This window comes from Herbiconiux sp. J20-20 (assembly GCF_057365085.1).
Genome location: NZ_CP195122.1, coordinates 2523938 through 2548974, shown reverse-complemented (window position 1 = coordinate 2548974; position 25037 = coordinate 2523938). Strand labels below are relative to the sequence as shown.

Genomic DNA, 25037 nt, shown 5'->3' with positions numbered 1-25037 from the left:
GTGTGAGTTATCCTCGATAGAGGCGCACGCGGAGGGGGGGACCATGTCGGCAGCTCGAGCACTCCGCACCGCGATTCCCGCTGCTCTGCTGGCCGCTCTGGCCGGATGCGCCGCGGCACCGGCACCCGTGGCGGCGCCCCCGCCGCCCGTCGCTGCGGTGACCCCCGCTCCGATGCTCACCACCTCTCCGCCGCGTCCCCCAGGCTTCGCGCAACCGGAGGACTGCCGCGCGATGCTCCCCGCGCACCGGCTGTCCGAGTTCGAGCAGAGCGGCCGCGACCTCCTCGGCGGCCCGGGCGGACGCTACGGCGGCGAGTTCCTGATCGACGAGACCCCCGAGGAGCAGGCCGGCGGAATCACCTGCATCTGGGGCGACGAGGCCGTCCCCGCGACGACGATCACCATCTCGGTGGCGCCGCTCGGATCCGAGACGCGCGCCGCCGTCATCGCCGACCTGCGCGCCCAGGGCCTCAACGAGCAGGCCCTCGACGATCTGCTGCGTTTCGGACAGCTCGGTGACACCGTGAGCTCTCCGGCGGTGCTCAACGTGCTGCGCGAGGACAGTTGGATCTCGATCATCGACGCGCGGGGCGGCGAGTCGGTGTTCGACCGGGTGGTGACGCTCGCCGACGAGGTGGCACGCGCGGTCTACGGCCGCTCCTGATCCCCCGCGAGCTCCTCGAACACGGTCACCTGCATGCCGCCGGGCGCCTCCACCCGCGCGTTCAGAGAGTTCCACGGCGTCGGCGTGGGCGGCGCCACGGGCTCCGCCCCGCCCGCCACGAGGCGATCGGCGGCCTCGCGCGCGTCCGGCACCTCGAACGCGACGCGCACCGTGAGCGGGTACGGATGCGCGACGTCGCGACCGACCTCGACCTCATCGATGTAGCGCACCTGGGCGGGATTCGCGAGCTCCAATGTCGCCGTCGGAACGCCCAGAATCACCACCCGCGCACCGCCCTCGGCCTCGTAGGCCTCCTGCACCGGCAGTCCGACGACGTCGCGATAGAACGCGAGGGCGGCGTCCAGATCCTCGGTCTCCAACACCAGGCGAAGCTGCGCAACAGTCATGCCCGGAGCCTAGAGCGAGTCGGCGTGCACGCGCTGGGATGCTACTTGAGGCTCTTCTGCATCAAGACGGTGCCGAGCCAGCGTCCGAACTTGAAGCCAACCTTGCCCATGTGGCCGATCGTCTTGAAGCCGTAGGCCTCGTGGAGGCGGATCGAGGCCTCGGCACCGCGGTCGGCGATCACCGCCACGATCTCCTTGATGCCCGCCGCCTTGGCGCGCGTCAGCAGCTCCGCCATCAGCGCCGACCCGAGCCCTTTGCCGGTCGAGGCCGGGCCGAGGTAGATCGAGTTCTCGACGGTGAACCGATAGGCGGCCTTCGCCTTCCACGGCGACACGGTCGCATAGCCGAGGATCTCCCCGCGCGGGCTCTCGGCCACGATCCACGGGAAGCCGAGCTTCGACACGGTCCTGAACTTGGCGCGCATCTCCTTGAGGGTCTGCGGGTCCTCATCGAAGGTGACCGTCGAATTCGCAACGTAGTGGTTGTAGATCTCGAGCAGGTAGGGGATGTCCGCCTCGGTCGCATCGCGGAGCGCGAAGGCGAACTCGGCCACCGGGGCCTCCCGACGTCTCTTTGCCCGACGAAGCGCCTCGCGCGGGTTGTACTCCTCGGGAATCATCGCGCCGATCCTACGCCGGGTCATGCGACCTTGTCAGATCCCACTCGATCGGGGCGGCCCCCGCGGCGACCAGAAGCGCGTTCGCGCGGCTGAACGGCCGGGACCCGAAGAACCCGCGCCGCGCGGAGAGCGGGCTCGGGTGCGCCGACTCGATGACCGCCGAGCTGCCCAGAAACGGGCGCACCGTCGCCGCATCGCGCCCCCACAGAATCGCCACCAGGGGCGCGCGGCGGGCGGCGAGCGCGCGGATCGCCTGCTCGGTGACCGCTTCCCAGCCCCAACCGCGATGGGAACCGGGCGTCCCCGCCTGCACGGTGAGCACCCGATTCAGCAGCAGCACGCCGCGGTCGGCCCAACCCGTGAGGTCGCCGCTCGGCAGGCCCGCGCCGACATCGTCGGCGAGCTCCCGCGCGATGTTCTGGAGGCTTCGCGGCAGCGGTCGCACCGCAGCATCCGTCGAGAACGCGAGCCCGACGGCATGCCCCGGCGTCGGGTACGGATCCTGACCGACGATGAGCACGCGCACCGTGTCGAACGGAGTCTGAAACGCTCGCAGAATATTCGGCGCCTCAGGAAGGCACCGTCGCCCTGCCGCGGTCTCCGCGCGCGCGACCTCGAGCAGTCGGAGCACCTCGCCGGCGACCGGTTCGAGGGCCTTCGCCCAGCCGGGCTCGACGAGACCTCGCAGCGACGCCGCGGTCATGCCTCGGGGTAGCTGACCGGACCTTCGGAGCTCCAGGGGAACATGATCCACTTGTCGGTGTGGCGCCAGGTGTAATACGGCTCCTCGACCGTGCCGGGCTTGGCGTAGAGGCACACCGTGCGCACCTCGCCGCCGCCGGCCTTGAGCAGCCGCACCACGAGCGCGAGGGTGCGGCCCGAGTCGGCGACGTCGTCGACGAGCAGGATGCTCTTGCCCTGCAGCGACTCCTGGTCGAGAGTCGGGGGCAGCACGACCGGGGTGTCGAGCGTGGTGCCGACCCCGGTGTAGAACTCGACGTTCAGCGAGCCGAGCATCTTCACGTCGAGCGCGTAGCCGAGCGCCCCGGCGAGAGTCAGTCCGCCGCGGGCGATGCCGACAATCGCGTCGGGTCGGAACCCGTCGTCCGCGATCGTCTGGGCGAGCTCACGGGCCGCCACTCCGAACAATTCATAGCTGAGGATCTCGCGCTCATCGGTCTCGGTCACGTACATAACGTAGTCGTTCGCCGCGCCATCATCCGTCGACTCCCCCGAGCGCTAGCATGCGGTGATGACCGCAGCGCAGACCCCCGGCACCGCCCGCTCGTTCGGAGCGATCACCGTGTCCCTCGTGGGCTTCTTGTTCATGGTGGAGATCACGAGCGGAATCCTGCAGGGGTTCTACATCCCGCTGATCTCCGACCTCGTGGTGCACCTCGGAATCCGGGATGCGGACTTCAACTGGTTCGAGGCCGCACAGCTGATGCTGTCGGCGCTCGCGGTGCCGCTGCTGGCGAAGCTCGGCGACATGGTCGGCCACAAGAAGATCCTGCTGATCTCGACGATCCTGACCGCCGGCGCGAGCTGGTGGCTCGCGTTCGCGGGCGACTTCACGAGCTTCCTGATCGCGTGGGCGCTGCAGGGCTTCTACGTCGTCTGGCTCCCGCTCGAGGTCGCGCTGATCTTCGACCGCGGCCGCCGCACGAACACGGGCGCCTCACAGACGCGCCGCGCCGCCGGTCTCCTCGTCGTCGGCCTCGAGGCGGGCGCGATCATCGGAGCCCTCAGCTCGAGCCTGTTCTTCTCGGCACTCGGCGAGAACGTCACCCTCACCCTCATGGTGCCCGCGGTCTGCGTCACCGCCGTGTTCTTCGTCATCCTGTTCGGCGTTCCCGAGTCGGAGCCGCTGCCGAACCGCTCCCTCGACCTGATGGGCTTCACGCTCCTCGCGGTCGGCCTGCTGCTGATCACCTCGAGCCTGACCTTCCTGCGCATCAACGGCCCCGAGACCTGGTGGGTCTGGGCGCTGCTCGCGGCCGGTGTGCTGACCTTCATCCCGTTCGCCCGCTTCGAACTGCGCCAGAAGGACCCGGCCATCGACCTGCGCGTCATGAGCCGGCCCGAGCTCTGGCCGGTCCTGCTCACGGCGGGGCTCTTCGGGATCGCGGTCCTCGGCGCGCAGGCGCCGCTGTCGACCTACGCGGGCACCGACCCGTCCCTCGGCTACGGCCTCGGACTCGCCGCCGGCATGCGCTCGATCCTGATCGGCGTGTACCTCATCGCGATGATCGTCGGCGCGCTGCTCTTCCCGCTGCTGGCACGGCGCACGACCCCGCGGATCTCACTCATCACGGCCGCGTTCGTCGTCGCCCTCGGATACCTGCTCTTCCTGCCGTTCCACCTGGAGACCTGGCAGGTGATGACCAACATGGTGATCGCAGGCCTCGGCTCGGGCGCTCTCGTCGCTGCCCTGCCCGCCGCGGCTGCGGCAGCCGCCCCGCGCGGCCAGACGGGCATCGCCGCCGGCCTCACCAACACCACGAAGACGATCGGCGGCTCCTTCGCCTCCGCGGTCTTCGGCGTGGTGCTGTTGACCGGTGTGACGAGCGCCGTCGGAACCGCCGCGAGCCTGAGCGGCTACATGACGGTGTGGGCGATCTGCGGCGGTGGCGCGCTCATCGCGGGCCTCACCCTGTTCATGGTGCCCAAGTCCGCCTTCGGCGACGCTCCCGCCGAGATCGACGAGATCCTGGTTCCGGGCGCCGACGACTCCGAGCTGGAGACGCCGACGAGCCCCTAGGGCTTGGGCTGCAGCTCGCCGCGGATCACCTTGTGCGGGGCTGCCTGGGCGACCGGCTTGATGGTCACCAGGTCCAGGTTGACGTGGCCGGGAAGCTCGATCGCGTGCACGATCGCCTCGGCGATGTCGTCGGCGACCAGCGGCGCCGCGACGTTCTCGTAGACGGCGTCCGCCTTCGACTCGTCGCCCTTGAACCGCACCAGCGAGAACTCTTCGGTGCGCACCATGCCGGGCGCGACCTCGAGCACCCGGAGCGGCTCGCCCGCGAGCTCGAGACGCAGCACCGCCATCAGGGCGTGCGCGGCGAACTTGGCCGCGTTGTAGCCTGCGCCGCGCTCGTAAACGTTGTGCCCGGCGATCGAGGTGATCGTCAGGATGTCGGCGACCCCGGTCTCGCGCGCCCCGTCGCGCAGCAGCGGCAGCAGCTTCTGGATCATCTGCTGCACCGCGATCACGTTGATCTCGAACATGGCGCGCCAGTCGGCCGGGTCGCCCTCTTCGACGGTGGCCATGTCGAAGGCCCCGCCGGCGTTGTTGACCAGCGCGTGGATCGGGCCGAGCGCCGCGAGCTCGTCGCGCACCCGCTCGATGTCCTCGGCGCGCGTCAGGTCGGCGGCGATCACGTCGGCCCCGGTCTCGGCGGCGAGCGCCGCGAGCCGGTCGGCGCGCCGGGCGATTCCGACCACCTTCCAGCCGTGCGCGGCGAACCGCCGGGCGGTCGCCTCCCCGATTCCCGAGCTGGCCCCTGTCACCACAACGCGCTTCACCATTCCCCCAGTATTGCCGGATTAGATTTCATCCCGATGACACGAGTTCCTCTCTGGGACAACGCCCGGGTCGCGATCATCGCGCTCGTGGTGATTGGACACGCGATCCAGCGCCAGACCTACGATTCCAACAACGCCCTCGGCGTGTATTTGGCGATCTACGCCTTCCACATGCCCGCGTTCATGCTCGTGAGCGGATACTTCTCCCGCTCGACGCCGCTGGACACGCGACGGATGCGCGGCATCGTCGCCGATCTGATCGTCCCGTATCTGATCTTCCAGACCATCTGGACCGTCGTGCAGTGGCTCGTCGAGGGGGCCGACTCCTTCAACCCGACCGCCCCCAAGTGGACCCTGTGGTTCCTGCTCACGCTCGCCATCTTCCGGGTTGCGCTGCCCTACCTGGCGCTCGTCCGCTGGCCGCTGGTGTGGGCGATCGCCGGGTCCGTCGCGGTCGGCTACTGGGGCAATGTCGACTCGACCTTCTCGCTCTCGCGCACGATGGGCATCCTGCCGTTCTTCCTGCTCGGCTGGATGCTCGCCCAGACGGACCTGGTCGAGCGCTGGCGCCACGCCTCGCGCGCGGTGGTGGTGGGTGCGCGGGCGGCGTCCGTCGCCGTCTGGGGTGCCTGGATCACGGTCGTCGCGCTCAACATCCAGCTGTTCCGCGACATGGATCTGCGGCTCTGGTTCTTCTACGACGAGTCGTACCGCGAGCTCGACACCTCGGGACCGCAGGCGGCGCTGCTGCGGCTGGCGATCATGGCATTGGCCATCGTGTTGACGGCGGCGTTCCTGGTGCTCGTTCCGCGGCGCGAGACGGTGTTCTCGCACCTGGGCAAGGCGACGATCTACGTGTACCTGCTGCACAGCTTCGTGCTCTACCCGATCCGCGAATCCGGAATCCTCCGCGACGAGCACTCGTCGGCGACCTGGCTGCTCGCGATGATCGCCGTCTCGCTGCTGATCACCCTCGTGCTGTCGAGCTCGTGGGTGCAGCGCCTGTTCCGGCCGCTCGTCCAGCCGCGCGCGCGCTGGCTGTTCCGCGATGCCGAGCCTGCGCCGAGCACGCCACCGCGGGTCTGAGCCCCGCTCGCGCGCCGCGTTACGCCGCATTGCGCCCCGGGTTGAGGCATTCCGCGCGCGCGCCTACTGTCGTCGCGAGCGGCCGAATTGTCGCCGCCCGCAGATGTCACAGAAGGAGCCCTCATGTCGGACTGGAAGTTCGAGACCAAGCAGATCCACTCCGGTGCGGCCCCCGACCCGGTCACCAACGCGCGCGCCACGCCGATCTACAAGACGACGGCCTACGTCTTCAACAACGCGGACCACGCCAAGAACCTGTTCGCGCTCGCCGAGTTCGGCAACATCTACACCCGCATCATGAACCCGACCCAGGCGGTCGTCGAAGAGCGCATCGCGGCGCTCGAGGGCGGCACCGCGGCCCTGGCCACCGCGTCCGGCATGAGTGCGATCACCTACGCGGTGCTCAACCTCGCGAACTCGGGAGACCACATCGTCTCCAGCTCGTCGATCTACGGCGGCACCTACAACCTGTTCAAGTACACGCTGGCCAAGCTCGGCATCGAGGTGACCTTCGTCGAGAACCAGGACGACGCCGAGGAGTGGCGCGCCGCCATCCGCCCGAACACGAAGGCGCTCTTCGCCGAGACCGTCGGCAACCCGCGGATCAACGTGCTCGACATCGAGCTGGTCGCCGATGTCGCGCACGAGAACGCGCTGCCGCTCATCGTCGACAACACGATCGCGACGCCGTACCTCATCCGTCCCTTCGAGCACGGCGCCGACATCGTCGTGCACTCGGCCACGAAGTTCCTCGGCGGCCACGGCACCGTCGTCGCCGGCGCGATCGTGGACGGCGGGAAGTTCCCGTGGAGCCAGCACGTCGACAAGTTCCCGGGCCTCACCGAGCCGGACCCCTCGTACCACGGAGCGAGCTACACCGGCGTGCTCGGAGACGCCATCGCCTACATCATCAAGGCGCGGGTGACCCTGCTGCGCGACACCGGCGCCGCGATCGCCCCCGACACCGCCTTCGCGATCATCCAGGGCATCGAGACGCTGTCGCTGCGCATCGAGCGCCACGTCGAGAACGCGCAGAAGATCGCCGAGTGGCTGGAGGCGCACCCGGACGTGGCGAGCGTCAGCTACGCGGGCCTCGCCTCGAGCCCGTGGTACGCCGCCGCGCAGAAGTACGCCCCGCTCGGCGTCGGAGCCGTGCTGAGCTTCGAGCTGAAGGGCGGCGTCGACGCGGGCCGCGCGCTCGTGGAGAACGTGGCGCTGTTCAGCCACCTCGCGAACATCGGCGACGTGCGCAGCCTCATCATCCACCCGGCCTCGACGACGCACTCGCAGCTCACGCCCGAGCAGCAGCTGACGACGGGCGTCACGCCCGGCCTCGTGCGCCTCTCCGTGGGCCTCGAGAACATCGACGACCTCATCGCAGACCTCGAGCTCGGCTTCGCGGCCGCGCGCAAGGTCAACGCGGCGGCCAGCGCGTAACCCGCATTTCCCGCGCACGACGGGGCCCGGTGGCGTAACACGGCCACCGGGCTTCGTCGTGTACGGAACAATGGGTCTCGATGGACTGGCAGACACCGGAAGATGCGGTGCCGTCGGCGTTCGTCACCGAGTCCCACCGACGTGCCTTGTCGGCGAAGCCTCCCGCCTCGGGAGCCTGGAGGGTCGGCGACGACCCCGGGCACCGCCGATTTGCGGCGATCGGGGATCTCACCCTCGAGCGCGGCGGCGTCCTGCCCTCCACCGTGGTCGCCTACGAGACCTGGGGCGAGCTCAACGCCGACGCCAGCAACGCGGTTCTGGTGCTGCACGCGCTCACCGGCGACAGCCATGTCATCGGGCACGCCGGCCCCGGACACGCGACGGCCGGCTGGTGGTCGGGGCTGCTCGGCAGCGGGAAGGCCCTCGACCCGGCCGACTGGTTCATCGTCGCCCCGAATCTGATCGGCGGCTGCCAGGGCAGCACCGGTCCGGCCTCTTTCGCGCCCGACGGCGTCGAGTGGGGGGCGCGGTTCCCCTACCTGACGATCCGCGACCAGGCGACGGCGCAGGCGCGGCTCGCCGATGAACTCGGCATCGGGCGCTTCGCGGCGGTCGTCGGCGGATCGATGGGCGGCATGCACGCCCTCGAATGGGGAGCGATGTTCCCGGACCGCGTCGAGCGCATCGCGGTGCTCGCCGCCCCTCCCGCCGCCACCGCCGACCAGATCGCACTCAACTCGGTGCAGAGCGAGGCGATCCGCATGGATCCGGCGTTCGCGGGAGGCGACTACTACGACGCGCCCGACGGCGAGGGGCCGCACCGCGGCCTCGCCCTGGCGCGTCGCATCGCACTGCTGAACTACCGCTCCCCCACCGAGTTGGACGAGCGGTTCGAGCGAAGCTGGCAGAGCGGGCTCAGTCCGCTCGGCGGCGGCGGCGTCTTCGCGGTCGAGAGCTACCTGGGCTTCCACGGCAACAAGTTCACCCGGCGATTCGACGCCAACAGCTACCTCGTGCTCATCGATGCAATGAGCTCGCACGACGTGGGCCGTGATCGCGGCGGCATCGCGGCGGCGCTCGGCCGCATTCACGCCACGGCACTCGTGCTCGGCATCGAGAGCGATCGGCTGTTCCCGGTCTCCGGGCAGGAGCTGATCGCTCGACACCTGCCGAACAACATCGACGGCGACCGCCCGCACATCATCTCCTCGCCCTACGGTCACGACGCGTTCCTGATCGAGGACGCCCTGGTCGACGCGCAGCTGCGCCGGCTGCTGTCGACGCCGAGCCGGATCGCCGTGACGGCACCCGCCGCGGGATCGGGCACGGAGGCGTAGTGCCCCGGGGCGCAGCCAGGTCGCGGTGTCGCCCTCACCCGCCCCGCGGTCTGCTCGCCCTGGCTGCCCTCGGCTGCGCGGCCCTGACCGGCTGCGCGCCGACGGTCGCCCCCCTCGAACCGGACGGGATCTCGGTCGCGCTGTACCAGACGCGGTCCGACGTGGCGGCGGGGCTTCTCGAGATCCAAGTGATCAACGACGGCACGGAACCGCTGGTGGTGACCGGCGCGAGCTATCGCGGTCCCGAGTTCCGCGACGCGCTCGTCTGGCAGGGAGACGGCTCCACGGTCCACGCGGGGCATCGACTCGACCTCCCCGTGCCGCTCGGCGACATCTCCTGCGCTGACCGCTCCGCACAGCGTGCAATCGTCGAGCTCACGGTCGTGCACGAGGGACGCGAGCACACCGTGACCCGCACCCCGAGCGACCCGTTCGGACAGGTCGAGCGCCTCCAGGAGGAGGGCTGCTTCGCGGCGTCGCTCGCCGAGCTGCGGATCACGGCACTGGAGCCGCCCGCCGAGCCGGGCGCCGCCGCCCACCTCGTCTTCGAGGTCGGCCCCGCGGGCGAGGGCGGCTACACCGTCACCGGGGCACGAAGCACGACACTCGTCTCGCCCGCCGTTGACGGCGTCGGTCGCGACGAAGCTCCGCTCGCCTGGCACGTCGCCGCGCACGCGGACTCGTGGACGCTGGCCATCGTGCCGACGCGCTGCGATCCGCACGCCGTGCTCGAGGACAAGCAGGGCACGCTCATTCCTCTCACCGTGCGCCGCGACGACGGCACGGAGGGACGGCTCGTCGTGGCCGCTCCGGACTCGATCCGCAGCCGGATCATCGACTTCGTGGCCGACGCCTGCGGATTCTGATCGCGCGCGGGCCGGACCGGACGGGTGGGGAAATGGGAAGGGGCCGTGATGTTGTCACGGCCCCCTCGACCCCCCGGTCGCTGTCGGGCTGCGCCCGAGAGCGGTGATCGCGTTGAGCGCGAGCACCCCGTGATCGGCTGCTCGCGCGGCCGTCTCGACGGAAATTGTGGCTATGGCGGTCACCCGCCGACCCCTCTGTATGCATGACTGTACCCCGATTCGCCGATACGTCCCCCCGCGTGGCACCCCCAGTTCACGTGTCACCTTGTGCCACGATCTGTGCGAGCACTCCCTCACCACGGAAAGTCCGCACGCCCATGGAACTCATCACTCGCGATCGCGATCGGCTGCTGCAACGCGCCGCCCGGGTTTACGGACTGAGCTTCACGATCGTCTCGGCGCTGTGCCTGCTGGTTCCGGGCGTCGTCTCGTCGACCACGCTGCTCTGGGCCGCGCCGCTGTACCTGCTGCTCGCCCTCGCACAGTGGCGGATGGGCGCCTCCGACGCGATCGGCTGGGTGCTGCTGTCCCTCGTGGCGGGAGCCGCGATCCTCGTCGTCGTCGTCACGCTGGACTCCGAGACGGGCGCCGCGGCCCTTCCCGCCCTGCTGCACATCAGCGCCGCCTCCCTCGCCTCCGTCGGACTGGTGCTCACCCGGTCACCGCATCGCATCGCGCTGCTCGTCGTCGCCTTCCTGCTGATCACCGCGACGACCGTGCTCCTGACCGCGACCTACCAGGAGCCACTGCGCACGGCGATCGTGCTGCTGCTGGGCTGGATTCTCGCGGCGATCATCGGCGTGTGGATCGGCGCCAGCATCCCGCAGGTCGCCAAGCGCATCGCCAGCATCGGCCGCGCCCACCGCGCCGAACGCCAGGCGAGCGAGCTTGAGGCGCAGCGCCGCCAGTCGGCGCGTCTGCTCCACGACACGGTCCTGGCGACCCTCACCCTCTTGGCGCACTCCGGCGTCGGCGTCAGCACGGACGCCTTGCGCGCGCAGGCCGGGGACGATGCCCGGCTGCTGCGACAGCTGCGACTGGGCACCGTCGGCGGCACCGCCGAGGAGACCAGCTCGCCCGTCGCGACCGACGAGACGGTGCTCGGCACGACGCTCGAGTCGGTCAAGCAGCGATTCGGGCGGATCGGGCTCGAGGTGAGCTGGCACGGCACCGGCCAGGTGCTGCTTCCGAGCGACGTCCTCGACGCCTTCCTGCTCGCCCTCGCGGAGTGCCTGGAGAACGTGCGGCGCCACTCCGGGGTCACCCAGGCCCACGTCACGATCACCGAGGACACCACGACGGTGCGGGCCCTGGTGACCGACTCCGGGGTCGGCTTCGACATCGCCGACATCGATGAGGCCAAGCTCGGGTTCGCCGAGTCCGTGGTCGCACGCCTGCGCGATGTCGGCGGCAACGCCCGCCTGTTCTCCGCCCCCGGCGCCGGCACGACCGTCGCATTGGAGGTCCCGCGGTGAGCTTCCTGCAACTTGAAGAGAACACTCTCGGCGTCATCGTCGGGCACGCCAAGCGGGCCGCCTCCTCGACGGCGCGCTGGATCGGGCGCGCGAACGCCGCCCACCACGCCAGCCTCGGAACGGCGTTCCTCGGGCTCGGCGCCGCGATCATCGTCGGCCTCCGCGCCGTCTACGGGTTCAGCTGGTTCGTCGCGCTCTGGAACACCTACCCGCTCGCGGTCGTGAGTCTCATCGCGTGGATCCTGCTCGCCGCGTCGCTCGCCGCCACCATCCTGAGCGCCCGCGTCGCCGGCGATCGCCTGCACGATTGGATGTTCGTCATCTTCCTTCTCGGCATCGCGGGCACGGTCGCCCTCGACGTGTATGCCGTGTGGGAGCTGCACGACCTCGGGCGGAACGCGACGGCCGCCCTCGTCACCGGCATGGCGCTCCTGGTCGTGGTGACCTTCCGCGACAAGTGGGAGGTGCTCGGCGCGGCCGGAGTCCTGGGTGCCGCGTTCACCGTCCTCGTGTTCTTGAACATCGAGCCCGGGACCGAACTCGACCCGCGCTGGGTGGCCGCGCAGCTGACCGCGATCGCCCTGCTGGTGCTTCCGGCCGTCATCGGCGTGGTCATCGTCGAGGCCTTCCGCCGCCTCGTGCAGGTGGAGCTCGACCGCGTTCTCGTGCAGAGCACCGTCTCCGCGCCGCGCTTCGCCGTCGGCATGCTCGCCTCGGAGGAGCTGGCCCGGCTCGACTTCGCTGCGGAGGAGCTCCTCGACTCGATCGCGACCGGCACGACTCCCCTGCCGCTCACACCCAAGACCGCCTCGGTGGCCGCGTCGCTGGCGACCGAGCTGCGACTGCACCTCATCGAGGGCCGGCGTGAGACGTGGCTGTATCACGCCGTGAGCGAGTCCGAGATGCTCGGCCGCTCGGTGACGCTCATCGACAAGTCGAGCCTCGCCGGCCTGCTCGATCCGACACAGCGCGACGGCCTCCTCGCCACGGCCTGGCTGCTGCTGAGCGACACCGCGAAGGCGAACGCGCACCGCTCGATGACGCTCCAGGTCGGCCCCCTCGACCCGACCGCCACGGGTGTTCCCGACCGCAAGATCCTCGTTCCGATCTCGATCACCACCACGGGCGCTCCGCGCAACCGCGTCGACCCGGCGGTCTGGGATGCAATCGAGCGCGTCGGCAAGTACACCGACACCACACAGGATTCCAGCCTGCGCATCGACATCGAGTGTCTCGTCGACAACCCGGCCGACTCATGACACCTCAGCCCGATCTCTCACACCCACCCCAGAAAGGAGCGTGCAGGTGACGTCTTCCCCGATCCGCCTCGCCCTCGTCGATGACCACCGGATGCTGCTCGGAGCACTCACCGAATGGATCCGCAATGCCGCCGACGACATCGCCATGGTCGCGGCGGTCGCCTCGTGGCCCGAGCTCACGCTGCACCCCGAGTTTCCGGTCGACGTCGTGCTGCTCGACCTTGACCTGAAGGACAACATCCCGGTCGCCCTCAAGATCAACACCCTGCGCTCGGCCGGCGTCCGCGTCGTGCTGATGAGCACCTACTCCGAGCCGAACGTGGTGCGCGAAGCGCTCGCCTCGGGCGCGCTGGGCTATCTCGTCAAGAGCGAGGACGCCGAGATGATCGTCGAGGCCATCCGTGCCGCGTCGAAGGGCGAGAGCTTCATCTCGGCCGAGCTCGATCTCGCGCTCAATGCCTCCGACATCGGCGGGGCTCCCAAGCTCTCGGCGCAGGAGCGGCGCGTCATGGCGCTCTACGGCGGCGGCGAACCGGTCAAGAGCGTCGCGTACGAGCTCGGCATCTCGGAGGAGACCGCGAAGAGCTACCTCAAGCGGATCCGTGAGAAGTACCGCGTCGCCGGCATCGACGTCGGCACCAAGGTGGCGCTACGTCGTCGCGCCATCCAGGACGGAATCCTCATCCAGGACGGGCCGGCCGGAAGCCTCTGACCGCTGCGGGCTGTGACCGCTGATCGGGCGCGCGCCCGGTCGGCGGTCCGCTGCGAGGCCCGCGAGCGCGAACGCGACGCCGGGCACGCACAGCGCCAGCCCGACCCAGACCGGGGCGATATAGCCCCACTGTGCGGCGATGACGGCGCCGCCGAGCGCCGCCCCCAGGCTGTTGCCGAGGTTCAGTGAGGCGTGGTTGCCGGCGGCGGCAAGCGTCTGGCTCTCCCCGGCGACGTCCATCAGCCGGGTCTGGATCGCGGGCGACAGCGCCGCCGCCGCGGCCGTCACCAGGAACATCCCGCCGAACAGGCCGAGCGGGCTCGCGGCGGTGAGGGCCAGCAGCACGAGCGACACCGCGAATGCCCCGAAGCACCAGAACACGGCACGCAGCGGTCCGTGATCGGCGAGCCGGCCGCCGGCGAGGTTGCCGATGGTCATCCCGAGACCGGCGACGACGAGCACCCAGGGCACCATCGATGCGTCCAGCCGGGTGACCTCGGTCGACAGTGGCGCCACGTAGCTGTACACCGCGAAGAAGCCGCCGAAGCCGATCGCACCGGTGAGCAGGGCGAGCCAGACCCGGCCACGGGCGAAGCCCGACAGCTCACGACGCACCGTCGCGTGCGGGTCACCGGCCTGGGCCGGCACCACCAGACGGATGGCGACCACGGTGACGGCGAAGATCACGGAGACGGCGACGTAGGCGATGCGCCAGCCCGCCGCCTGCCCGAGTGCCGTGATGAGCGGCACGCCGACGACGTTCGAGATCGTCAGACCGGACAGCACGATCGCGACACCTCGCCCCCGGTTGCCCGGGCCCATCAGGGATGCCGCCACGAGCGCGGCGACCCCGAAGTAGGCGCCGTGCGGCAGTGCGGCCAGGAACCGCGCCGCGACGACGAGTTCGAACGTCGGCGCGAACGCGGAGGCGAAGGTGCCGAGGGTGAACGCCGTGGCGAGCGCGACGAGCAGCCCGCGGCGCGGCAGCCGCGCGGCGAAGACGGCGATCGTCGGGGCACCGACCACCACACCCGCCGCGTACGCGGAGATCAGGATCCCGGCACGGCCGATCGCGTCTTCCGGCGAGGTCGAGTAGAGCGACGGCAGCAGATCCCGCGCGAGGTCGGGCAGGAGGCCCATCGCCACGAACTCAGTCGCGCCGATTCCGAACCCGCCGAGAGCCAGCGCCAGCAGCGCGAGGTTCGTGCGAGCGCGAGAAAGCTGAGGCATGGCGAACGACCAATCTGGAGAGAGAACTTCGAATCGACTCGCCGTTGAGCCGCATTCAGCCTAGAGCGACGTCGGCGACTCGCGCTCGGCGCGCTCCAGGGCCGCCTCGAGGCGCTCGACCTTGCCGGTCAGCTCGCCCGTGCGGCCCGGGCGGATGTCGGCCTTGAGCACGAGCGAGACGCGCGAGCCGTACGCGGCGACCGCCTCGGTGGCGCGCTTGACGACGTCGAAGACCTCGTCCCACTCGCCCTCGATCTCGGTGAACATCGAGCTGGTGCGGTTCGGAAGTCCCGATTCGCGCACCACGCGAACGGCCGCGGCGACAGCATCGTGCACGGAATCGGCTTCGGCGCCGGCGGGGGCGCCGCCGCTCGGGGCAACAGAGAAGGCGACGATCATGACGACCATCCTGCCGTGTCCGCCGCCGCCGCGTCGGCACGCCCGGATCTGGCGCCCGCGACCAGCCCCGCGAGTGTCCAGACCGCCCAGACGAACAGCACCAGGTAGAGCAGGTTGCGCGCGGTGAGGATCACGAGCGGCACGATGTTGAGCGCGATCAGGTCGTCGTACAGGAACGGATAGATCGCCTGCGTCAGCGCCGCGATCAGGAGCGCGAGCACCGCCGGCACCCGGAAGCTGGGCCCGTCGCCGCGAATCGCCGTGACAAGCCCCCAGACCACGGGCACCGCGAGCCAGGAGACGAACTGCGGCGATCCGACCTTGTTGAACACGATGAGGGCCGTCGTGACCGCCAGGGCGAGCACCGGAAGCAGTTCCCCGCTGGCGGCCCCGCGGCGCATCGCGACCGCCGCGAGAATCAGCAGCAGCGCGACCGCCGCCGCGAGCAGCGGCGTGGCGATCGCGGCCGCGTCGGCGACGCCGTCGCCGCGCAGCTGGAAGGTCAGAATCGAGGTGTCGTAGTACACGGCGCTCGCACCCGAGGGGTGCAGGAAGGCATCCCACATCCACACGGTCGCGCTGATCGCCTCGACCTGCAGCCCGCGCCCGGTCTGCTCGGTGATGAAGCTGAAGACCGTTCCGCCCGCCCCGGCCGCGAGCGCGACCGCCAGCACCGCGACGGTCGTTGCCGCGGCCGCGATCACCACGCGGAGTCGCGAGCGGTCGACCAGCACGATCGCCGCGACGAGCGCCGCGGGCCACACCTTGATCCACGCGGCGAGGGTCAGCAGCACCCCGGCGACGCGCGGGGCGGCCGCGAGCACCACCACGCCGGCGAGCGCGACCGCCACCGTTACGGTGTCGATGCGGCCGAGAGCCACCGGACCCAGCAGCACGAGGAACCCGATCCACCACCAGGCGACCGGAGCGACCCGGCGTGCCCCGCCCGCCCGTGCGCCGAGCGCCAGCAGCACGGCGAAGGCCGCCGCGTTGATGAGCATCATCAGACTCAGCCAGGTGCTGACGTAGAGGTCGAGGCCGAGCACTGTCGCGGCGAGCATCGGCACGATCGCGACGATCGGATACACCCAGACCGTGTCGATGCCGACCCACTGCCCGGTCGTCTGGCCGTGCTCCATCCAGAACCGGTAGACGAAGCCCACATCGCCCAGCGGATTCCCCGGCGCGTAGAGACCGAGCATTCCGAGCCAGAGGTGCGCGAGCACCAGGGCGAGCCACAGCGCGATCGGATGCGAGGCGGCGTGAAGGATCCGGCGGCCGCGACGGCCACGCGCGGCAGGCGGCATGCGCCCAGCGTAATCGCGCGGGCGCGTCACGTTTCGCAACACCGCACGCCGGTCCTCCCCCGCGCACCCCAGAATGGAACCACCGCACCACGGTTTCCCACATCCGCTACGACCCGGAGGTCCTCGATGCCCCGTTCCGCCCGTCACCGCACTGCTGCTCGCGCGGTCGCGCTCCTCGCCGCCGCCTCGCTCACCGCCGGCCTCGCCGCCTGCCAGACCACCGAGGCCACCTCGGACTACGTCACCGAGGGCAAGCTCACGATCGGCACCGGCGAGCCCGCCTACTACCCCTACGTGATCGACGACGCCCCGGAGTCGGGCGAGGGCTTCGAGGCGGCCATCGCCTACGCCGTCGCCGCCGAACTCGGCTTCGACGCCGCCGATGTCGTGTGGGTGCGCACCACGTTCGAGGAGGCGATCGCCCCCGGCCCGAAGAGCTTCGACTTCAACCTGCAGCAGTACACGATCACCGAGGAGCGCGCCGCGAGCGTCGACTTCTCCTCGCCGTACTACGCGACGCCGCAGGCGGTCATCACCGTCGACAGCACGGGGGTCGCGGGTGCGACGACGGTCGCCGAGCTCGCCGGTGCCCTCGTGGGGGCGGCATCCGGGTCGACGAGCCTCACCGCGGCCGAGAGCGGCATCGCGCCGACCGCGGGGGTGCAGGTGTTCAACAGCAACGACGACGCCGTGCTGGCCCTGCAGACTGGCCAGATCGACGCGCTCGTCGTGGACCTGCCGACCGCGTTCTACCTCGTCGGCGTCGTGCTCGAGGGCGGCGTGCTGCTCGGTCAGCTCCCCGCCGACGAGGGTGTGAGCGACGAATGGGGTCTGGTGCTGCCGAAGGACAGCGCGCTGACCGCCGAGGTCACCGCGGCCGTAGACGCGCTGCGCGAGGCGGGAACCCTCGACGAGATCGCGGCGACCTGGCTCGGCGAGAGCGCGGGTGCTCCCGTCCTGCAGTAGCGGGAACGAGAGAGGCGAATCGCTCCCGTAGTCTTTCGTCGTGACTGACATGGAGGCCCGGCAGCCCAGCTCGATCGAGCTGGAGCGCCGGGCCTTCCGTCGTCAGCAGTCGGTGCGCTCGGTGCTGATCGCGGCGATCTCCACCATCGTGTTCGCGGTGGTGGTGTGGCTGACCATCATCAACACGCCCGGCTGGTCGGTCGTGCAGCAGAGCTTCTTCGATCCCGGCAGCTGGGTCGCGGCCTGGCCGCGCGTCTTCGAGGGGTTCCTGCTCAACCTGCGTGTGCTCGCCGTCGCCACGATCGCCGTCGCGATCCTCGGCACTGCGATCGCGGCGATTCGCACGCTGCGCGGCCCGGTGTTCTTCCCGCTGCGAGCGCTCGCCGCCGGCTACACCGACGTGTTCCGCGGCCTGCCGCTCATCATCGTGCTGTACCTGGTCGGCTTCGGCGTTCCGGGGCTGGGGATGACCTCGGAGCGCATTCCCGCCGAGGTGCTCGGCACGGTCGCGCTCACCCTCACCTACTCGGCCTACGTCTCCGAGGTGATCCGCGCCGGCATCGAGGCGGTGCATCCCTCGCAGCGTCTCGCCGCGCGGGCGCTCGGCCTCTCGAACGCCCGCACGATGCGACTGGTGGTGCTGCCGCAGGCCTTCCGCAAGGTGACCCCCGCGCTCATGAATGACTTCGTCGCCATGCAGAAGGATGTCGGCCTGATCTCGGTGCTCGGCGCGGTGGATGCGGTGCGGGCCGCCCAGATCGAGACGGCGAAGGCCTTCGACTTCACGCCCTACGTGGTCGCCGGGGTGCTGTTCGTGCTGCTCGCCCTGCCGATGATCCGACTCACCGACTGGTACACAGCCCGCGTGCGCCAGCGCGAGCAAGCGGGAGCGATCGTATGAGCATCGTGCTGCGGGCGCGCGACCTGCACAAGTCCTTCGACACCGCCCCCGTGCTGCGCGGCATCGACCTCGACCTCGCCGAGCACGAGGTGGTCGCCCTCATCGGGCCGAGCGGCTCGGGCAAGTCGACCCTGCTGCGCTGCCTCAACCTGCTGGAGCGGGTCGACGATGGGCAGATCTGGCTCGGCGACACCGACATCAGCGACCCCCGCATCCGGCCTGACGCGGTGCGCGCCCGGTTCGGCGTCGTCTTCCAGAGCTACAACCTGTTCCCGCATCTGTCGGTGCTCGACAATGTCACGCTCGCCGCGCGCCACGTTCACGGCACGAGCCGCGCCGAGGCGGAGGCGACCGGCATGCGGCTGCTCGAGCGGATCGGGCTCGCCGAGAAGGCGCGCGCGCACCCCGACCGGCTCTCCGGCGGGCAGCAGCAGCGCGCCGCGATCGCGCGCGCGCTCGCGACCGACCCCGAGGTGCTGCTGCTCGACGAGATCACCAGCGCGCTCGACCCCGAACTGGTCGGCGAGGTGCTCGAGCTGGTGCGCGAGCTGGGACGCGACGGCGCCACGATCCTGATGGCGACCCACGAGATGGCCTTCGCCCGCGAGGTCGCCGACCGCGTGCTGTTCCTCGACGGGGGCATCGTCGTCGAGGAGGGCCCGCCCGCCCAGGTCTTCGGCGCGCCGCGCGAGCCGCGCACGCGCGAGTTCCTCGCCCGCCTGGCGCCCTAGTCGTGCACGCCGCGCGGCAGCGCGGCTACCCGTAGACCAGCAGCGCCCGCACCACGTGCGGGAGCTCGGCGCAGAGGTCGAGGATGGTGAACGGTCCGCCAGCGCTCGCCCGCTCGGCGGCGAGACCGTGGATGACGGCCGCGGTCGCCGCGAGCGGCAGCAGGGCGCGCGCGTCCGAGGCGAGCCGCTCGTGATGCGTCGCGATGAGCGCGCCGAGCACCCCGGCGAGGGCATCGCCGGCTCCGGCGGTCGCGAGCCAGGCGGGCGCGGAGCGCACCCGGAGCAGCGCCCCGCCGGGATCCGCGAGGTGGGTGGTGTGCCCCTTGAGCAGCACCACGGCACCGAACCGGTCCGCCGCCGACAGCGCCGCGGCGGCAGGGTCGGCAGTGATCGCCTCGACGCTCTCCCCGGTCAGCCGCGCCAGTTCTCGCGCGTGCGGGGTGAGCACGAGGGGTCCGCTCGCGCTGGCGTGCAGGTCGAGCGCGCCGCCGTCGAGCACGGTCGGGAGCCCCTCGGAGAGGGCGTCCTGGAGCCGAGTCGCCTCCGCCTCCTCGCGGGCCGAGGCATCCTGGCCGGAGCCGAGCACCCAGGCCTGCACCCGACCGGGAGCGGCCACCGCCTCGGGACGCCGGGCCAGGACGAGACCGGCCACCGAGTCCGACCCGACGTAGCGGACCATGCCGACGCCCGTGCGCAGCGCCGCCTCGACGCCGAGCACGGCCGCGCCGGGGTAGCGTGGTGATCCGGTGACGAAGCCGACCACCCCGCGCGAGTACTTGTCGTCGCCCTCCCCGGGCACCGCGATCCAGGATGCGGCTTCGGTCACGCCAAAGAGCTCGTCGGTCACCCCTCCACGCTAGCGGGCCGATTCGCCGCGGGTCGGAATCATCGCCGCCCGCGACGCGTTGTCCCCGTTATCCGATCCGAAAGGCCTTCATGTCCGCGCTGTTCGACCCGATCTCGCTGAGAGGTCTCACCGCCCGCAACCGCATCTGGGTCACCCCGATGTGCCAGTACTCCGCCGAGGACGGTCTGCCGAACGACTGGCACCTGGTGCACCTGGGAGCACTCGCCCGCGGCGGCGCCGGTGTCGTGATCGCGGAGGCGTCGGCGGTCGTGCCGGAGGGTCGGATCACCCCCGGCGATGCCGGGATCTGGAACGACGAGCAGGTCGCCGCGTGGACACGCGTCACCGACTTCATGCGCTCCCAGGGCGCCCTGTCGGGCATCCAGCTGGCGCACGCGGGTCGCAAGTCCTCGACCTTCCGGCCGTTCGACGCCGAGCGCGGCTCCGTGCCGATCGAGGATGGCGGCTGGGAGACGGTCGCCCCCTCGGCGATCGCGTTCAGCGGCTACGCGACACCGCGCGCGCTCGAGGCCGCCGAGATTCCCGCCATCGTGCAGGCCTTCGCCGACGGCGCGGCGCGCGCCATCGCGGCCGGCTTCGATCTGGTGGAGGTGCACGCCGCGCACGGCTACCTGCTGCACCAGTTCCTCTCCCCGCTCTCCAACGAGCGCGACGACGAGTACGGCGGCTCACTCGAGAACCGCGCCCGCCTCACCCTCGAGGTGATCCGTGCCGTGCGCGAGGCGATCGGCGACCGCCCGCTGCTGGTGCGCTTCTCGGCCACCGACTACGCCGAGGGCGGCTGGGACGTCGAGCAGACCGTGACCGTCGCCGAATGGGCGGCGAGCGCGGGCGCCGACTTCGTCGACGTCTCCAGCGGCGGTCTCGTCTCCGGTGTCTCGATGCCGATCGGCCCCGGCTACCAGGTTCCGTTCGCCGAGCGCGTTCGGCGCTCGACGGGCATCCCGACCTCGGCGGTCGGGCTCATCACCGAGCCCGCCCAGGCGGCCGAGATCGTGGAGAGCGGTCAGGCCGATGTCGTGATGCTCGGCCGGGAGCTGCTGCGCGATCCGCACTTCCCGCTCCGTGCCGCGCACGAGCTCGGCGTCGACGTGGACTACTGGCCCGCGCCCTACGAGCGCGCCAAGCCGTAGCCCGCGCACGGCCGGCTCCCGGGCACTCCCCGGTCAGTCGGCCGGCGACGCGGACTAGGCGCGGCGCGTGGCGTCGCGGACCTCGCCGACGAGCACCTCGATGATGTCCTCGAGGAACAGCACGCCCGAGATCTCCCCGGTCTCGTCGAACGAGCGCGCCAGGTGCACGCCCGAGCGTCGCATCATGGCGAGGGCGTCCTCGAGCTCGCTGTCGCGGAACACGGAGATGAGCTGACGGATGCGCTTCGGCGGCACCGGGTCGGCGCGCTCGTCCTCATCGAGGTCGATCACGTCCTTCAGGTGCAGGTAGCCGGTCGGCTGCCCCGAGTCGTCCAGCAGCACGTAGCGGCTGAAGCCGTGCTGCGAGACCGCGCGCTCCAGGTCGTCGGCGGAGGCATCCTCGGGCAGCGTCACGAGACCCGACATCGGGATCGCGACGTCGCGCACCCGCTTCTCGGTGAACTCGAACGTGTTGCCGAGCGTTCCGGTGGTGTCGGCGAGCAGTCCTTCCCTCGTCGAGGTGCGGATGATGGTCTGCACCTCTTCGAGCGTGAACGCGCTCGTCGCCTCGTTCTTCGGCTCCACCCCGAACAGGCGCAGCACCCCGTTCGCGACCGCGTTCAGCGCGACGATCACCGGCCGGAAGACCGTGGCGACGGCGACGAGCGGCGGGGCGAGGATCAGCACCGCGCGGTCGGGCAGCGAGAAGGAGATGTTCTTCGGCACCATCTCGCCCAGCACGACGTGCAGGAACGAGACGACGACCAGAGCGACCCCGAACGCGACGGCATAGACGATCTCCTCCGACCAGCCGGTGAGTGCCAGCGGCACCTCCAGCAGGTGGTGGATCGACGGCTCGGAGACGTTCAGGATCAGCAGCGAGCAGACCGTGATGCCCAGCTGGCTGGTCGCGAGCATGAGCGTGGCGTGCTCCATCGCCCAGAGCGCGGTCTTGGCCGCCCGCGATCCGGCCTCGGCGCGCGGTTCGATCTGCGAGCGCCGCGCCGAGATCACGGCGAACTCGGCCCCGACGAAGAAGGCGTTGACCACCAGGAGCACGACAAGCCAGACGATGCCCCACCAGTCGGAACTCATCGCTCGACCTCCTCGGTCTGGGGGGTCGGGGTGAAGCGGATGCGGTCGATGCGCCGGCCGTCCATCCGCTCGACGCGAAACACGCCCGCCTCCGTCTCGACGGTGTCTCCGACGTGCGCGAGCGAGCCGCGCACGCTGAGGAACCAGCCCGCGACGGTCTCATACGGGCCGTCGGTGGGCACGACGACCGCGGCGCGCTCGTGCAGCTCATCAGGGCGGAGCGCGCCGGGGAAGGTGACCCAGTCGCGGCTGCGCACGACGTCGGCGCGCGAGCGGTCGTGCTCGTCGGTGACCTCGCCGACGATCTCCTCGACGAGGTCCTCGAGGGTGGCGACCCCGGCGGTGCCGCCGTACTCATCGACGATCACCGCCATCTGGTAGCCGCGGGCGCGCAGCTCCCCCAGCAGCACGTCGAGGTGCATCGTCTCGGGCACACGCAGCGCCTCCGTCTGGATCGCCGACACCGGCACGTCGGCGCGCCGCTCGCGGGGAACCGCGACCGCCTGCTTGACGTGCACGACGCCGACGATGTCGTCGAGGTCGTCGCCGATGACGGGGAAGCGCGAGAAGCCGGTGGCGCGCGCGAGGGTGATGACGGCGCTCGAGCTCTCGCTGCGCGAGATAGCGGCGACGCGCGGCCGCGGCGTCATGACCTCGGTGGCGTCGCGGTCCGCGAAGGCGAGCGTGCGCGCCAGCAGCGTCGCGGTGTCATGGTCGAGGGAGCCTTCGCTCGCCGACCGGCGCACCAGGCTCCGCAGCTCCTCCGCGGTGCGGGCCGAGCTGATCTCCTCCTTCGGCTCGACGCCGACGCTGCGCAGGATCGCGTTGGCGGTGCCGTTGAGAACGCCGATGAACGGTCGGAAGACGGCGGTGAATCCGAGCTGGAACGGGATCACGATCTTCGCGGTCTGACGCGGCAGCGCGAGCGCGAAGTTCTTGGGCACGAGCTCGCCGATGATCATCGAGACGAGCGTCGCGATGACGATCGCCGCGATGGTCGCCACGACCGAGATGGCCGCCTCCGGCAGTCCGATCGCGACCAGACCCGGCGACAGGTAGGTGCTGAGCGCGGGCTCGAGCGTGAAGCCGGCGAGCAGCGTCGTGAGCGTGATGCCCAGCTGCGCGCTGGACAGATGCGTCGACGTGATCTTGAGCGCGCGGATCGTGGGACCGAGCATGGTCTCGCCGCGCCCTTGGCGCGCCTCGAGCTCGGCTCGATCGAGGTTGACGAGTGCGAACTCGCTGGCCACGAAGAGGCCGGTGCCGATCGTCAGCACGAGGCCGATGAGAAGGAACAGGAGCTCTTGGCTCACCCTGTCTCACCGCCTCGGAAACCGGTCACCGGCGAGGGTCTATGAGAAGGCTCCGAGTCGGTGGGCGACGCGGGAGTGCACGACGGAGGGTCATCCATGGTCGGATGAGTATAACCCGGCTCGGCGACGCACATGCTGTCTGTCACCAGCTGACCGGGAGCGCCTTTCCCTCCTCGTAGCCGGCCGCGCTCTGCAGCCCCACCACGGCCCGCTCGCGGAACCCGGCGAGGTCGCTCGCCCCCGCGTAGGTGAACGAGCTGCGCACGCCCGCCGTGATCATGTCGATCAGGTCCTCGACGGAGGGACGCAGCGGGTCGAGGTAGATCGACGAGCTCGAGATGCCCTCGGCGAACAGCTCCTTGCGCGCGAGCTCGTAGGCGTCCATGCGCCCGAAGCGCGCGTGGACCGCCTTGGTGGAGGCCATCCCCCAGCTCTGCTTGAACAGCCGTCCGCGGTCGTCGGTCTCGAGTTCGCCCGGAGCCTCCAGGGTTCCGGCGAACCAGGAGCCGATCATTACGGAGGAGGCGCCGGCGGCGAGCGCCAGCGCGACGTCCCGCGGGTAGCGCACCCCGCCGTCCGCCCATACCGAGGCGCCGATCTCGCGCGCCGCCTGCGCCGTCTCGAGCACGGCGGAGAACTGCGGCCGCCCGACGGCGGTCATCATGCGCGTCGTGCACATCGCCCCGGGGCCGACCCCGACCTTGAGGATGTCGGCGCCCGCCTCGACCAGGTCCCGAACGCCGTCGGGGGTGACGATGTTGCCGGCGACGAGCGGAATGCCCAGCTGGAGTCCCGCGACCGTGCGCAGCGCCTCGAGCATGCCCTCCTGGTGGCCGTGCGCGGTGTCGAGCACGAGCACGTCGACGCCGGCCTCGGCGAGCGCCTTCGCCTTCGCGGCGGTGTCGCCGTTGATCCCGACGGCGGCGGCGACGCGCAGCCGCCCCTCGCTGTCCAGGGCGGGCGAGTACAGCGTTCCGCGCAGGGCGCTCTTGCGGCTGACGGTGCCGACGAGGTGGCCGTGATGCCGCACGAGCGCGAAGTCGAGGTCCGCATCCACGAGCACATCGAAGGCGCCGCGCGGACCGTCGACGTCGTCCGCGTCGATCGAGGTGATCGTCTCGTGCACCAGATCGCCGAGACGCGCGTCGGGCAGCGCATGCGCGAGCCTCGTCGCCAGAAGGCAGCCCGCCTCGGAGCCGTCGGCGTCGCGCAGCACGATCCCGTGCCCCGGCAGCGCGGGAGTGAGCCGGAGCGCCTCGGCGGCGGTCGCGTCGGCCGACAGCTCGAGCGGTGCGTCCCAGATGACCGGCTGCGACTTGACCTGCCGCACCGCATCGGCGAGCTCCTGAAGCGGAAGGTCTTGCGGCAGCACCCCCAGACCGCCGCGTCGCGCGAGCGTCGCGGCGAGCCGCGGCCCGGTGACCGAATTCATGTTCGCCGCCACCAGCGGCAGCGTCGCGCCGGTGCCGTCGGTCGGCGCGAGGTCGACGTCGAGGCGACTGGTCACCGCCGAACGGCTCGGCACGAGGAACACGTCGGAGTAGGTGAGGTCGTGGCTCGGAAGCGCGCCCAGGAATCGCATGAGGCAACGCTACGACGATTCCCCCAGGTTTTTCCGAGTCAGATCGGCCGGAAGGGTCGGTATCTCGACGCCGAACCACTTAAGATTGGATGCGCGCGGCCGAGGATGTCGTGCGTACGAA

25 protein-coding genes are annotated in these 25037 nt (G+C 70.7%); 13 read left to right on the top strand and 12 right to left on the bottom strand.

Annotated elements, in window-relative coordinates; genetic code table 11:
* The first annotated feature begins 43 nt into the window (after positions 1-43).
* Positions 44-664: a hypothetical protein gene (locus ACR3ZA_RS12360; RefSeq protein WP_473658783.1), complete on the top strand. Its 621-nt coding sequence runs from the start codon at positions 44-46 to the stop codon at positions 662-664.
* Here the strand turns inward: ACR3ZA_RS12360 and ACR3ZA_RS12355 are convergent.
* From ACR3ZA_RS12355 to ACR3ZA_RS12340, 4 genes are read right to left on the bottom strand one after another with little or no spacing between them, the layout of a single operon-like run.
* Positions 649-1071 carry a VOC family protein gene (locus ACR3ZA_RS12355; protein WP_473658780.1) on the bottom strand — a complete coding sequence of 141 codons (423 nt, stop codon included), beginning with the start codon at positions 1069-1071 and terminating at the stop codon, positions 649-651. The genes ACR3ZA_RS12360 and ACR3ZA_RS12355 overlap by 16 nt on opposite strands.
* Positions 1072-1112: 41 nt before the next feature.
* Positions 1113-1715 carry a GNAT family N-acetyltransferase gene (locus ACR3ZA_RS12350; RefSeq protein WP_473662238.1) on the bottom strand — a complete coding sequence of 201 codons (603 nt, stop codon included), beginning with the start codon at positions 1713-1715 and terminating at the stop codon, positions 1113-1115.
* A complete protein-coding gene (locus ACR3ZA_RS12345) occupies positions 1702-2394 on the bottom strand; it encodes a uracil-DNA glycosylase (protein WP_473662237.1) in 693 nt (230 codons plus the stop codon). Before ACR3ZA_RS12345 ends, ACR3ZA_RS12350 begins: the two co-directional genes overlap by 14 nt.
* Positions 2391-2885: a phosphoribosyltransferase family protein gene (locus tag ACR3ZA_RS12340; RefSeq protein ID WP_473662236.1), complete on the bottom strand. Its 495-nt coding sequence runs from the start codon at positions 2883-2885 to the stop codon at positions 2391-2393. The genes ACR3ZA_RS12345 and ACR3ZA_RS12340 overlap by 4 nt, the downstream gene beginning before the upstream one ends.
* A 58-nt stretch (positions 2886-2943) precedes the next feature.
* Between ACR3ZA_RS12340 and ACR3ZA_RS12335 the strand changes: the two genes are divergently transcribed.
* On the top strand, positions 2944-4452 hold the full coding sequence (locus ACR3ZA_RS12335) for an MFS transporter (protein ID WP_473662235.1): 1509 nt from the start codon (positions 2944-2946) through the stop codon (positions 4450-4452).
* Here the strand turns inward: ACR3ZA_RS12335 and ACR3ZA_RS12330 are convergent.
* Positions 4449-5222: an SDR family NAD(P)-dependent oxidoreductase gene (locus ACR3ZA_RS12330; RefSeq protein WP_473662234.1), complete on the bottom strand. Its 774-nt coding sequence runs from the start codon at positions 5220-5222 to the stop codon at positions 4449-4451. The genes ACR3ZA_RS12335 and ACR3ZA_RS12330 overlap by 4 nt on opposite strands.
* A 33-nt stretch (positions 5223-5255) precedes the next feature.
* On the opposite strand from ACR3ZA_RS12330, the gene ACR3ZA_RS12325 reads away from it, so the two are divergent.
* The 7 genes from ACR3ZA_RS12325 (at position 5256) to ACR3ZA_RS12295 (ending at position 13391) form a co-directional block, all read left to right on the top strand.
* Positions 5256-6305, top strand: a complete 1050-nt coding sequence (locus tag ACR3ZA_RS12325) for an acyltransferase family protein (RefSeq protein WP_473662233.1) — start codon at positions 5256-5258, stop codon at positions 6303-6305.
* Between the two features lie 123 nt (positions 6306-6428).
* Positions 6429-7742 (top strand): bifunctional o-acetylhomoserine/o-acetylserine sulfhydrylase, encoded by a 1314-nt coding sequence (locus ACR3ZA_RS12320; protein ID WP_473662232.1) that lies wholly within the window; start codon positions 6429-6431, stop codon positions 7740-7742.
* Positions 7743-7822: 80 nt separating this feature from the next.
* Positions 7823-9079, top strand: a complete 1257-nt coding sequence (metX, locus tag ACR3ZA_RS12315; protein ID WP_473662231.1) for a homoserine O-acetyltransferase MetX — start codon at positions 7823-7825, stop codon at positions 9077-9079.
* Positions 9079-9945 carry a hypothetical protein gene (locus tag ACR3ZA_RS12310; RefSeq protein WP_473662230.1) on the top strand — a complete coding sequence of 289 codons (867 nt, stop codon included), beginning with the start codon at positions 9079-9081 and terminating at the stop codon, positions 9943-9945. Before metX ends, ACR3ZA_RS12310 begins: the two co-directional genes overlap by 1 nt.
* 317 nt (positions 9946-10262) lie before the next feature.
* Positions 10263-11420, top strand: a complete 1158-nt coding sequence (locus ACR3ZA_RS12305; protein WP_473662229.1) for an ATP-binding protein — start codon at positions 10263-10265, stop codon at positions 11418-11420.
* Entirely contained in the window at positions 11417-12679 is a 1263-nt protein-coding gene (locus ACR3ZA_RS12300) for a hypothetical protein (protein ID WP_473662228.1), read from the top strand. The genes ACR3ZA_RS12305 and ACR3ZA_RS12300 overlap by 4 nt, the downstream gene beginning before the upstream one ends.
* A 91-nt stretch (positions 12680-12770) precedes the next feature.
* Positions 12771-13391: a LuxR C-terminal-related transcriptional regulator gene (locus ACR3ZA_RS12295; protein ID WP_473558231.1), complete on the top strand. Its 621-nt coding sequence runs from the start codon at positions 12771-12773 to the stop codon at positions 13389-13391.
* On the opposite strand, the gene ACR3ZA_RS12290 is transcribed toward ACR3ZA_RS12295, so the two are convergent.
* The 3 genes from ACR3ZA_RS12290 to ACR3ZA_RS12280 are packed head-to-tail and all read right to left on the bottom strand — an operon-like array spanning position 13329 to position 16327.
* Complete coding sequence (locus ACR3ZA_RS12290; RefSeq protein ID WP_473662227.1) at positions 13329-14621, bottom strand: MFS transporter; 1293 nt, start codon at positions 14619-14621, stop codon at positions 13329-13331. The genes ACR3ZA_RS12295 and ACR3ZA_RS12290 overlap by 63 nt on opposite strands.
* A gap of 60 nt (positions 14622-14681) precedes the next feature.
* Positions 14682-15020 carry a thiamine-binding protein gene (locus ACR3ZA_RS12285; protein WP_473662226.1) on the bottom strand — a complete coding sequence of 113 codons (339 nt, stop codon included), beginning with the start codon at positions 15018-15020 and terminating at the stop codon, positions 14682-14684.
* Positions 15017-16327 (bottom strand): glycosyltransferase 87 family protein, encoded by a 1311-nt coding sequence (locus tag ACR3ZA_RS12280; RefSeq protein ID WP_473662225.1) that lies wholly within the window; start codon positions 16325-16327, stop codon positions 15017-15019. Before ACR3ZA_RS12280 ends, ACR3ZA_RS12285 begins: the two co-directional genes overlap by 4 nt.
* 126 nt (positions 16328-16453) lie before the next feature.
* Between ACR3ZA_RS12280 and ACR3ZA_RS12275 the strand changes: the two genes are divergently transcribed.
* The 3 genes from ACR3ZA_RS12275 to ACR3ZA_RS12265 are packed head-to-tail and all read left to right on the top strand — an operon-like array spanning position 16454 to position 18925.
* Positions 16454-17293 (top strand): transporter substrate-binding domain-containing protein, encoded by an 840-nt coding sequence (locus ACR3ZA_RS12275; protein ID WP_473662224.1) that lies wholly within the window; start codon positions 16454-16456, stop codon positions 17291-17293.
* Positions 17294-17342: 49 nt separating this feature from the next.
* A complete protein-coding gene (locus ACR3ZA_RS12270; protein ID WP_473662248.1) occupies positions 17343-18194 on the top strand; it encodes an ABC transporter permease subunit in 852 nt (283 codons plus the stop codon).
* The gene (locus ACR3ZA_RS12265) at positions 18191-18925 is read left to right on the top strand and encodes an ATP-binding cassette domain-containing protein (RefSeq protein WP_473662223.1); all 735 of its coding nucleotides are present in this window, start codon (positions 18191-18193) and stop codon (positions 18923-18925) included. The genes ACR3ZA_RS12270 and ACR3ZA_RS12265 overlap by 4 nt, the downstream gene beginning before the upstream one ends.
* Before the next feature lie 25 nt (positions 18926-18950).
* Here ACR3ZA_RS12265 and ACR3ZA_RS12260 read toward each other — a convergent pair whose 3' ends face one another.
* Positions 18951-19772, bottom strand: coding sequence for an NAD(P)H-hydrate dehydratase (locus tag ACR3ZA_RS12260; RefSeq protein WP_473662222.1), 822 nt, complete (start codon positions 19770-19772; stop codon positions 18951-18953).
* Positions 19773-19861: 89 nt separating this feature from the next.
* Between ACR3ZA_RS12260 and ACR3ZA_RS12255 the strand changes: the two genes are divergently transcribed.
* A complete protein-coding gene (locus ACR3ZA_RS12255; protein WP_473662221.1) occupies positions 19862-20926 on the top strand; it encodes an oxidoreductase in 1065 nt (354 codons plus the stop codon).
* A 54-nt stretch (positions 20927-20980) separates the two neighbouring features.
* On the opposite strand, the gene ACR3ZA_RS12250 is transcribed toward ACR3ZA_RS12255, so the two are convergent.
* The 3 genes from ACR3ZA_RS12250 to guaB1 all read right to left on the bottom strand — a co-directional run bounded on the left by ACR3ZA_RS12250 (position 20981) and on the right by guaB1 (position 24916).
* On the bottom strand, positions 20981-22021 hold the full coding sequence (locus tag ACR3ZA_RS12250) for a CNNM domain-containing protein (RefSeq protein WP_473662220.1): 1041 nt from the start codon (positions 22019-22021) through the stop codon (positions 20981-20983).
* Positions 22018-23334, bottom strand: coding sequence for a CNNM domain-containing protein (locus tag ACR3ZA_RS12245; protein ID WP_473662219.1), 1317 nt, complete (start codon positions 23332-23334; stop codon positions 22018-22020). Before ACR3ZA_RS12245 ends, ACR3ZA_RS12250 begins: the two co-directional genes overlap by 4 nt.
* A gap of 142 nt (positions 23335-23476) precedes the next feature.
* Positions 23477-24916, bottom strand: coding sequence for a GMP reductase (guaB1, locus tag ACR3ZA_RS12240; RefSeq protein WP_473662218.1), 1440 nt, complete (start codon positions 24914-24916; stop codon positions 23477-23479).
* Positions 24917-25037 lie beyond the last annotated feature (121 nt).

Excerpts from the sequence above, each read along its gene's own strand:
- ACR3ZA_RS12305 (WP_473662229.1), top strand. The coding sequence starts at position 10,263 with ATGGAACTCATCACTCGCGATCGCGATCGGCTGCTGCAACGCGCCGCC.
- ACR3ZA_RS12255 (WP_473662221.1), top strand. The coding sequence starts at position 19,862 with ATGTCCGCGCTGTTCGACCCGATCTCGCTGAGAGGTCTCACCGCCCGC.
- ACR3ZA_RS12265 (WP_473662223.1), top strand. The coding sequence starts at position 18,191 with ATGAGCATCGTGCTGCGGGCGCGCGACCTGCACAAGTCCTTCGACACC.
- ACR3ZA_RS12360 (WP_473658783.1), top strand. The coding sequence starts at position 44 with ATGTCGGCAGCTCGAGCACTCCGCACCGCGATTCCCGCTGCTCTGCTG.
- ACR3ZA_RS12355 (WP_473658780.1), bottom strand. The coding sequence starts at position 1,071 with ATGACTGTTGCGCAGCTTCGCCTGGTGTTGGAGACCGAGGATCTGGAC.
- ACR3ZA_RS12350 (WP_473662238.1), bottom strand. The coding sequence starts at position 1,715 with ATGACCCGGCGTAGGATCGGCGCGATGATTCCCGAGGAGTACAACCCG.
- ACR3ZA_RS12340 (WP_473662236.1), bottom strand. The coding sequence starts at position 2,885 with ATGTACGTGACCGAGACCGATGAGCGCGAGATCCTCAGCTATGAATTG.
- ACR3ZA_RS12280 (WP_473662225.1), bottom strand. The coding sequence starts at position 16,327 with ATGCCGCCTGCCGCGCGTGGCCGTCGCGGCCGCCGGATCCTTCACGCC.
- metX (WP_473662231.1), top strand. The coding sequence starts at position 7,823 with ATGGACTGGCAGACACCGGAAGATGCGGTGCCGTCGGCGTTCGTCACC.
- ACR3ZA_RS12275 (WP_473662224.1), top strand. The coding sequence starts at position 16,454 with ATGCCCCGTTCCGCCCGTCACCGCACTGCTGCTCGCGCGGTCGCGCTC.
- ACR3ZA_RS12320 (WP_473662232.1), top strand. The coding sequence starts at position 6,429 with ATGTCGGACTGGAAGTTCGAGACCAAGCAGATCCACTCCGGTGCGGCC.
- ACR3ZA_RS12325 (WP_473662233.1), top strand. The coding sequence starts at position 5,256 with ATGACACGAGTTCCTCTCTGGGACAACGCCCGGGTCGCGATCATCGCG.
- ACR3ZA_RS12250 (WP_473662220.1), bottom strand. The coding sequence starts at position 22,021 with ATGAGTTCCGACTGGTGGGGCATCGTCTGGCTTGTCGTGCTCCTGGTG.
- ACR3ZA_RS12270 (WP_473662248.1), top strand. The coding sequence starts at position 17,343 with ATGGAGGCCCGGCAGCCCAGCTCGATCGAGCTGGAGCGCCGGGCCTTC.
- ACR3ZA_RS12290 (WP_473662227.1), bottom strand. The coding sequence starts at position 14,621 with ATGCCTCAGCTTTCTCGCGCTCGCACGAACCTCGCGCTGCTGGCGCTG.
- guaB1 (WP_473662218.1), bottom strand. The coding sequence starts at position 24,916 with ATGCGATTCCTGGGCGCGCTTCCGAGCCACGACCTCACCTACTCCGAC.
- ACR3ZA_RS12330 (WP_473662234.1), bottom strand. The coding sequence starts at position 5,222 with ATGGTGAAGCGCGTTGTGGTGACAGGGGCCAGCTCGGGAATCGGGGAG.
- ACR3ZA_RS12285 (WP_473662226.1), bottom strand. The coding sequence starts at position 15,020 with ATGATCGTCGCCTTCTCTGTTGCCCCGAGCGGCGGCGCCCCCGCCGGC.
- ACR3ZA_RS12345 (WP_473662237.1), bottom strand. The coding sequence starts at position 2,394 with ATGACCGCGGCGTCGCTGCGAGGTCTCGTCGAGCCCGGCTGGGCGAAG.
- ACR3ZA_RS12295 (WP_473558231.1), top strand. The coding sequence starts at position 12,771 with ATGCTGCTCGGAGCACTCACCGAATGGATCCGCAATGCCGCCGACGAC.
- ACR3ZA_RS12335 (WP_473662235.1), top strand. The coding sequence starts at position 2,944 with ATGACCGCAGCGCAGACCCCCGGCACCGCCCGCTCGTTCGGAGCGATC.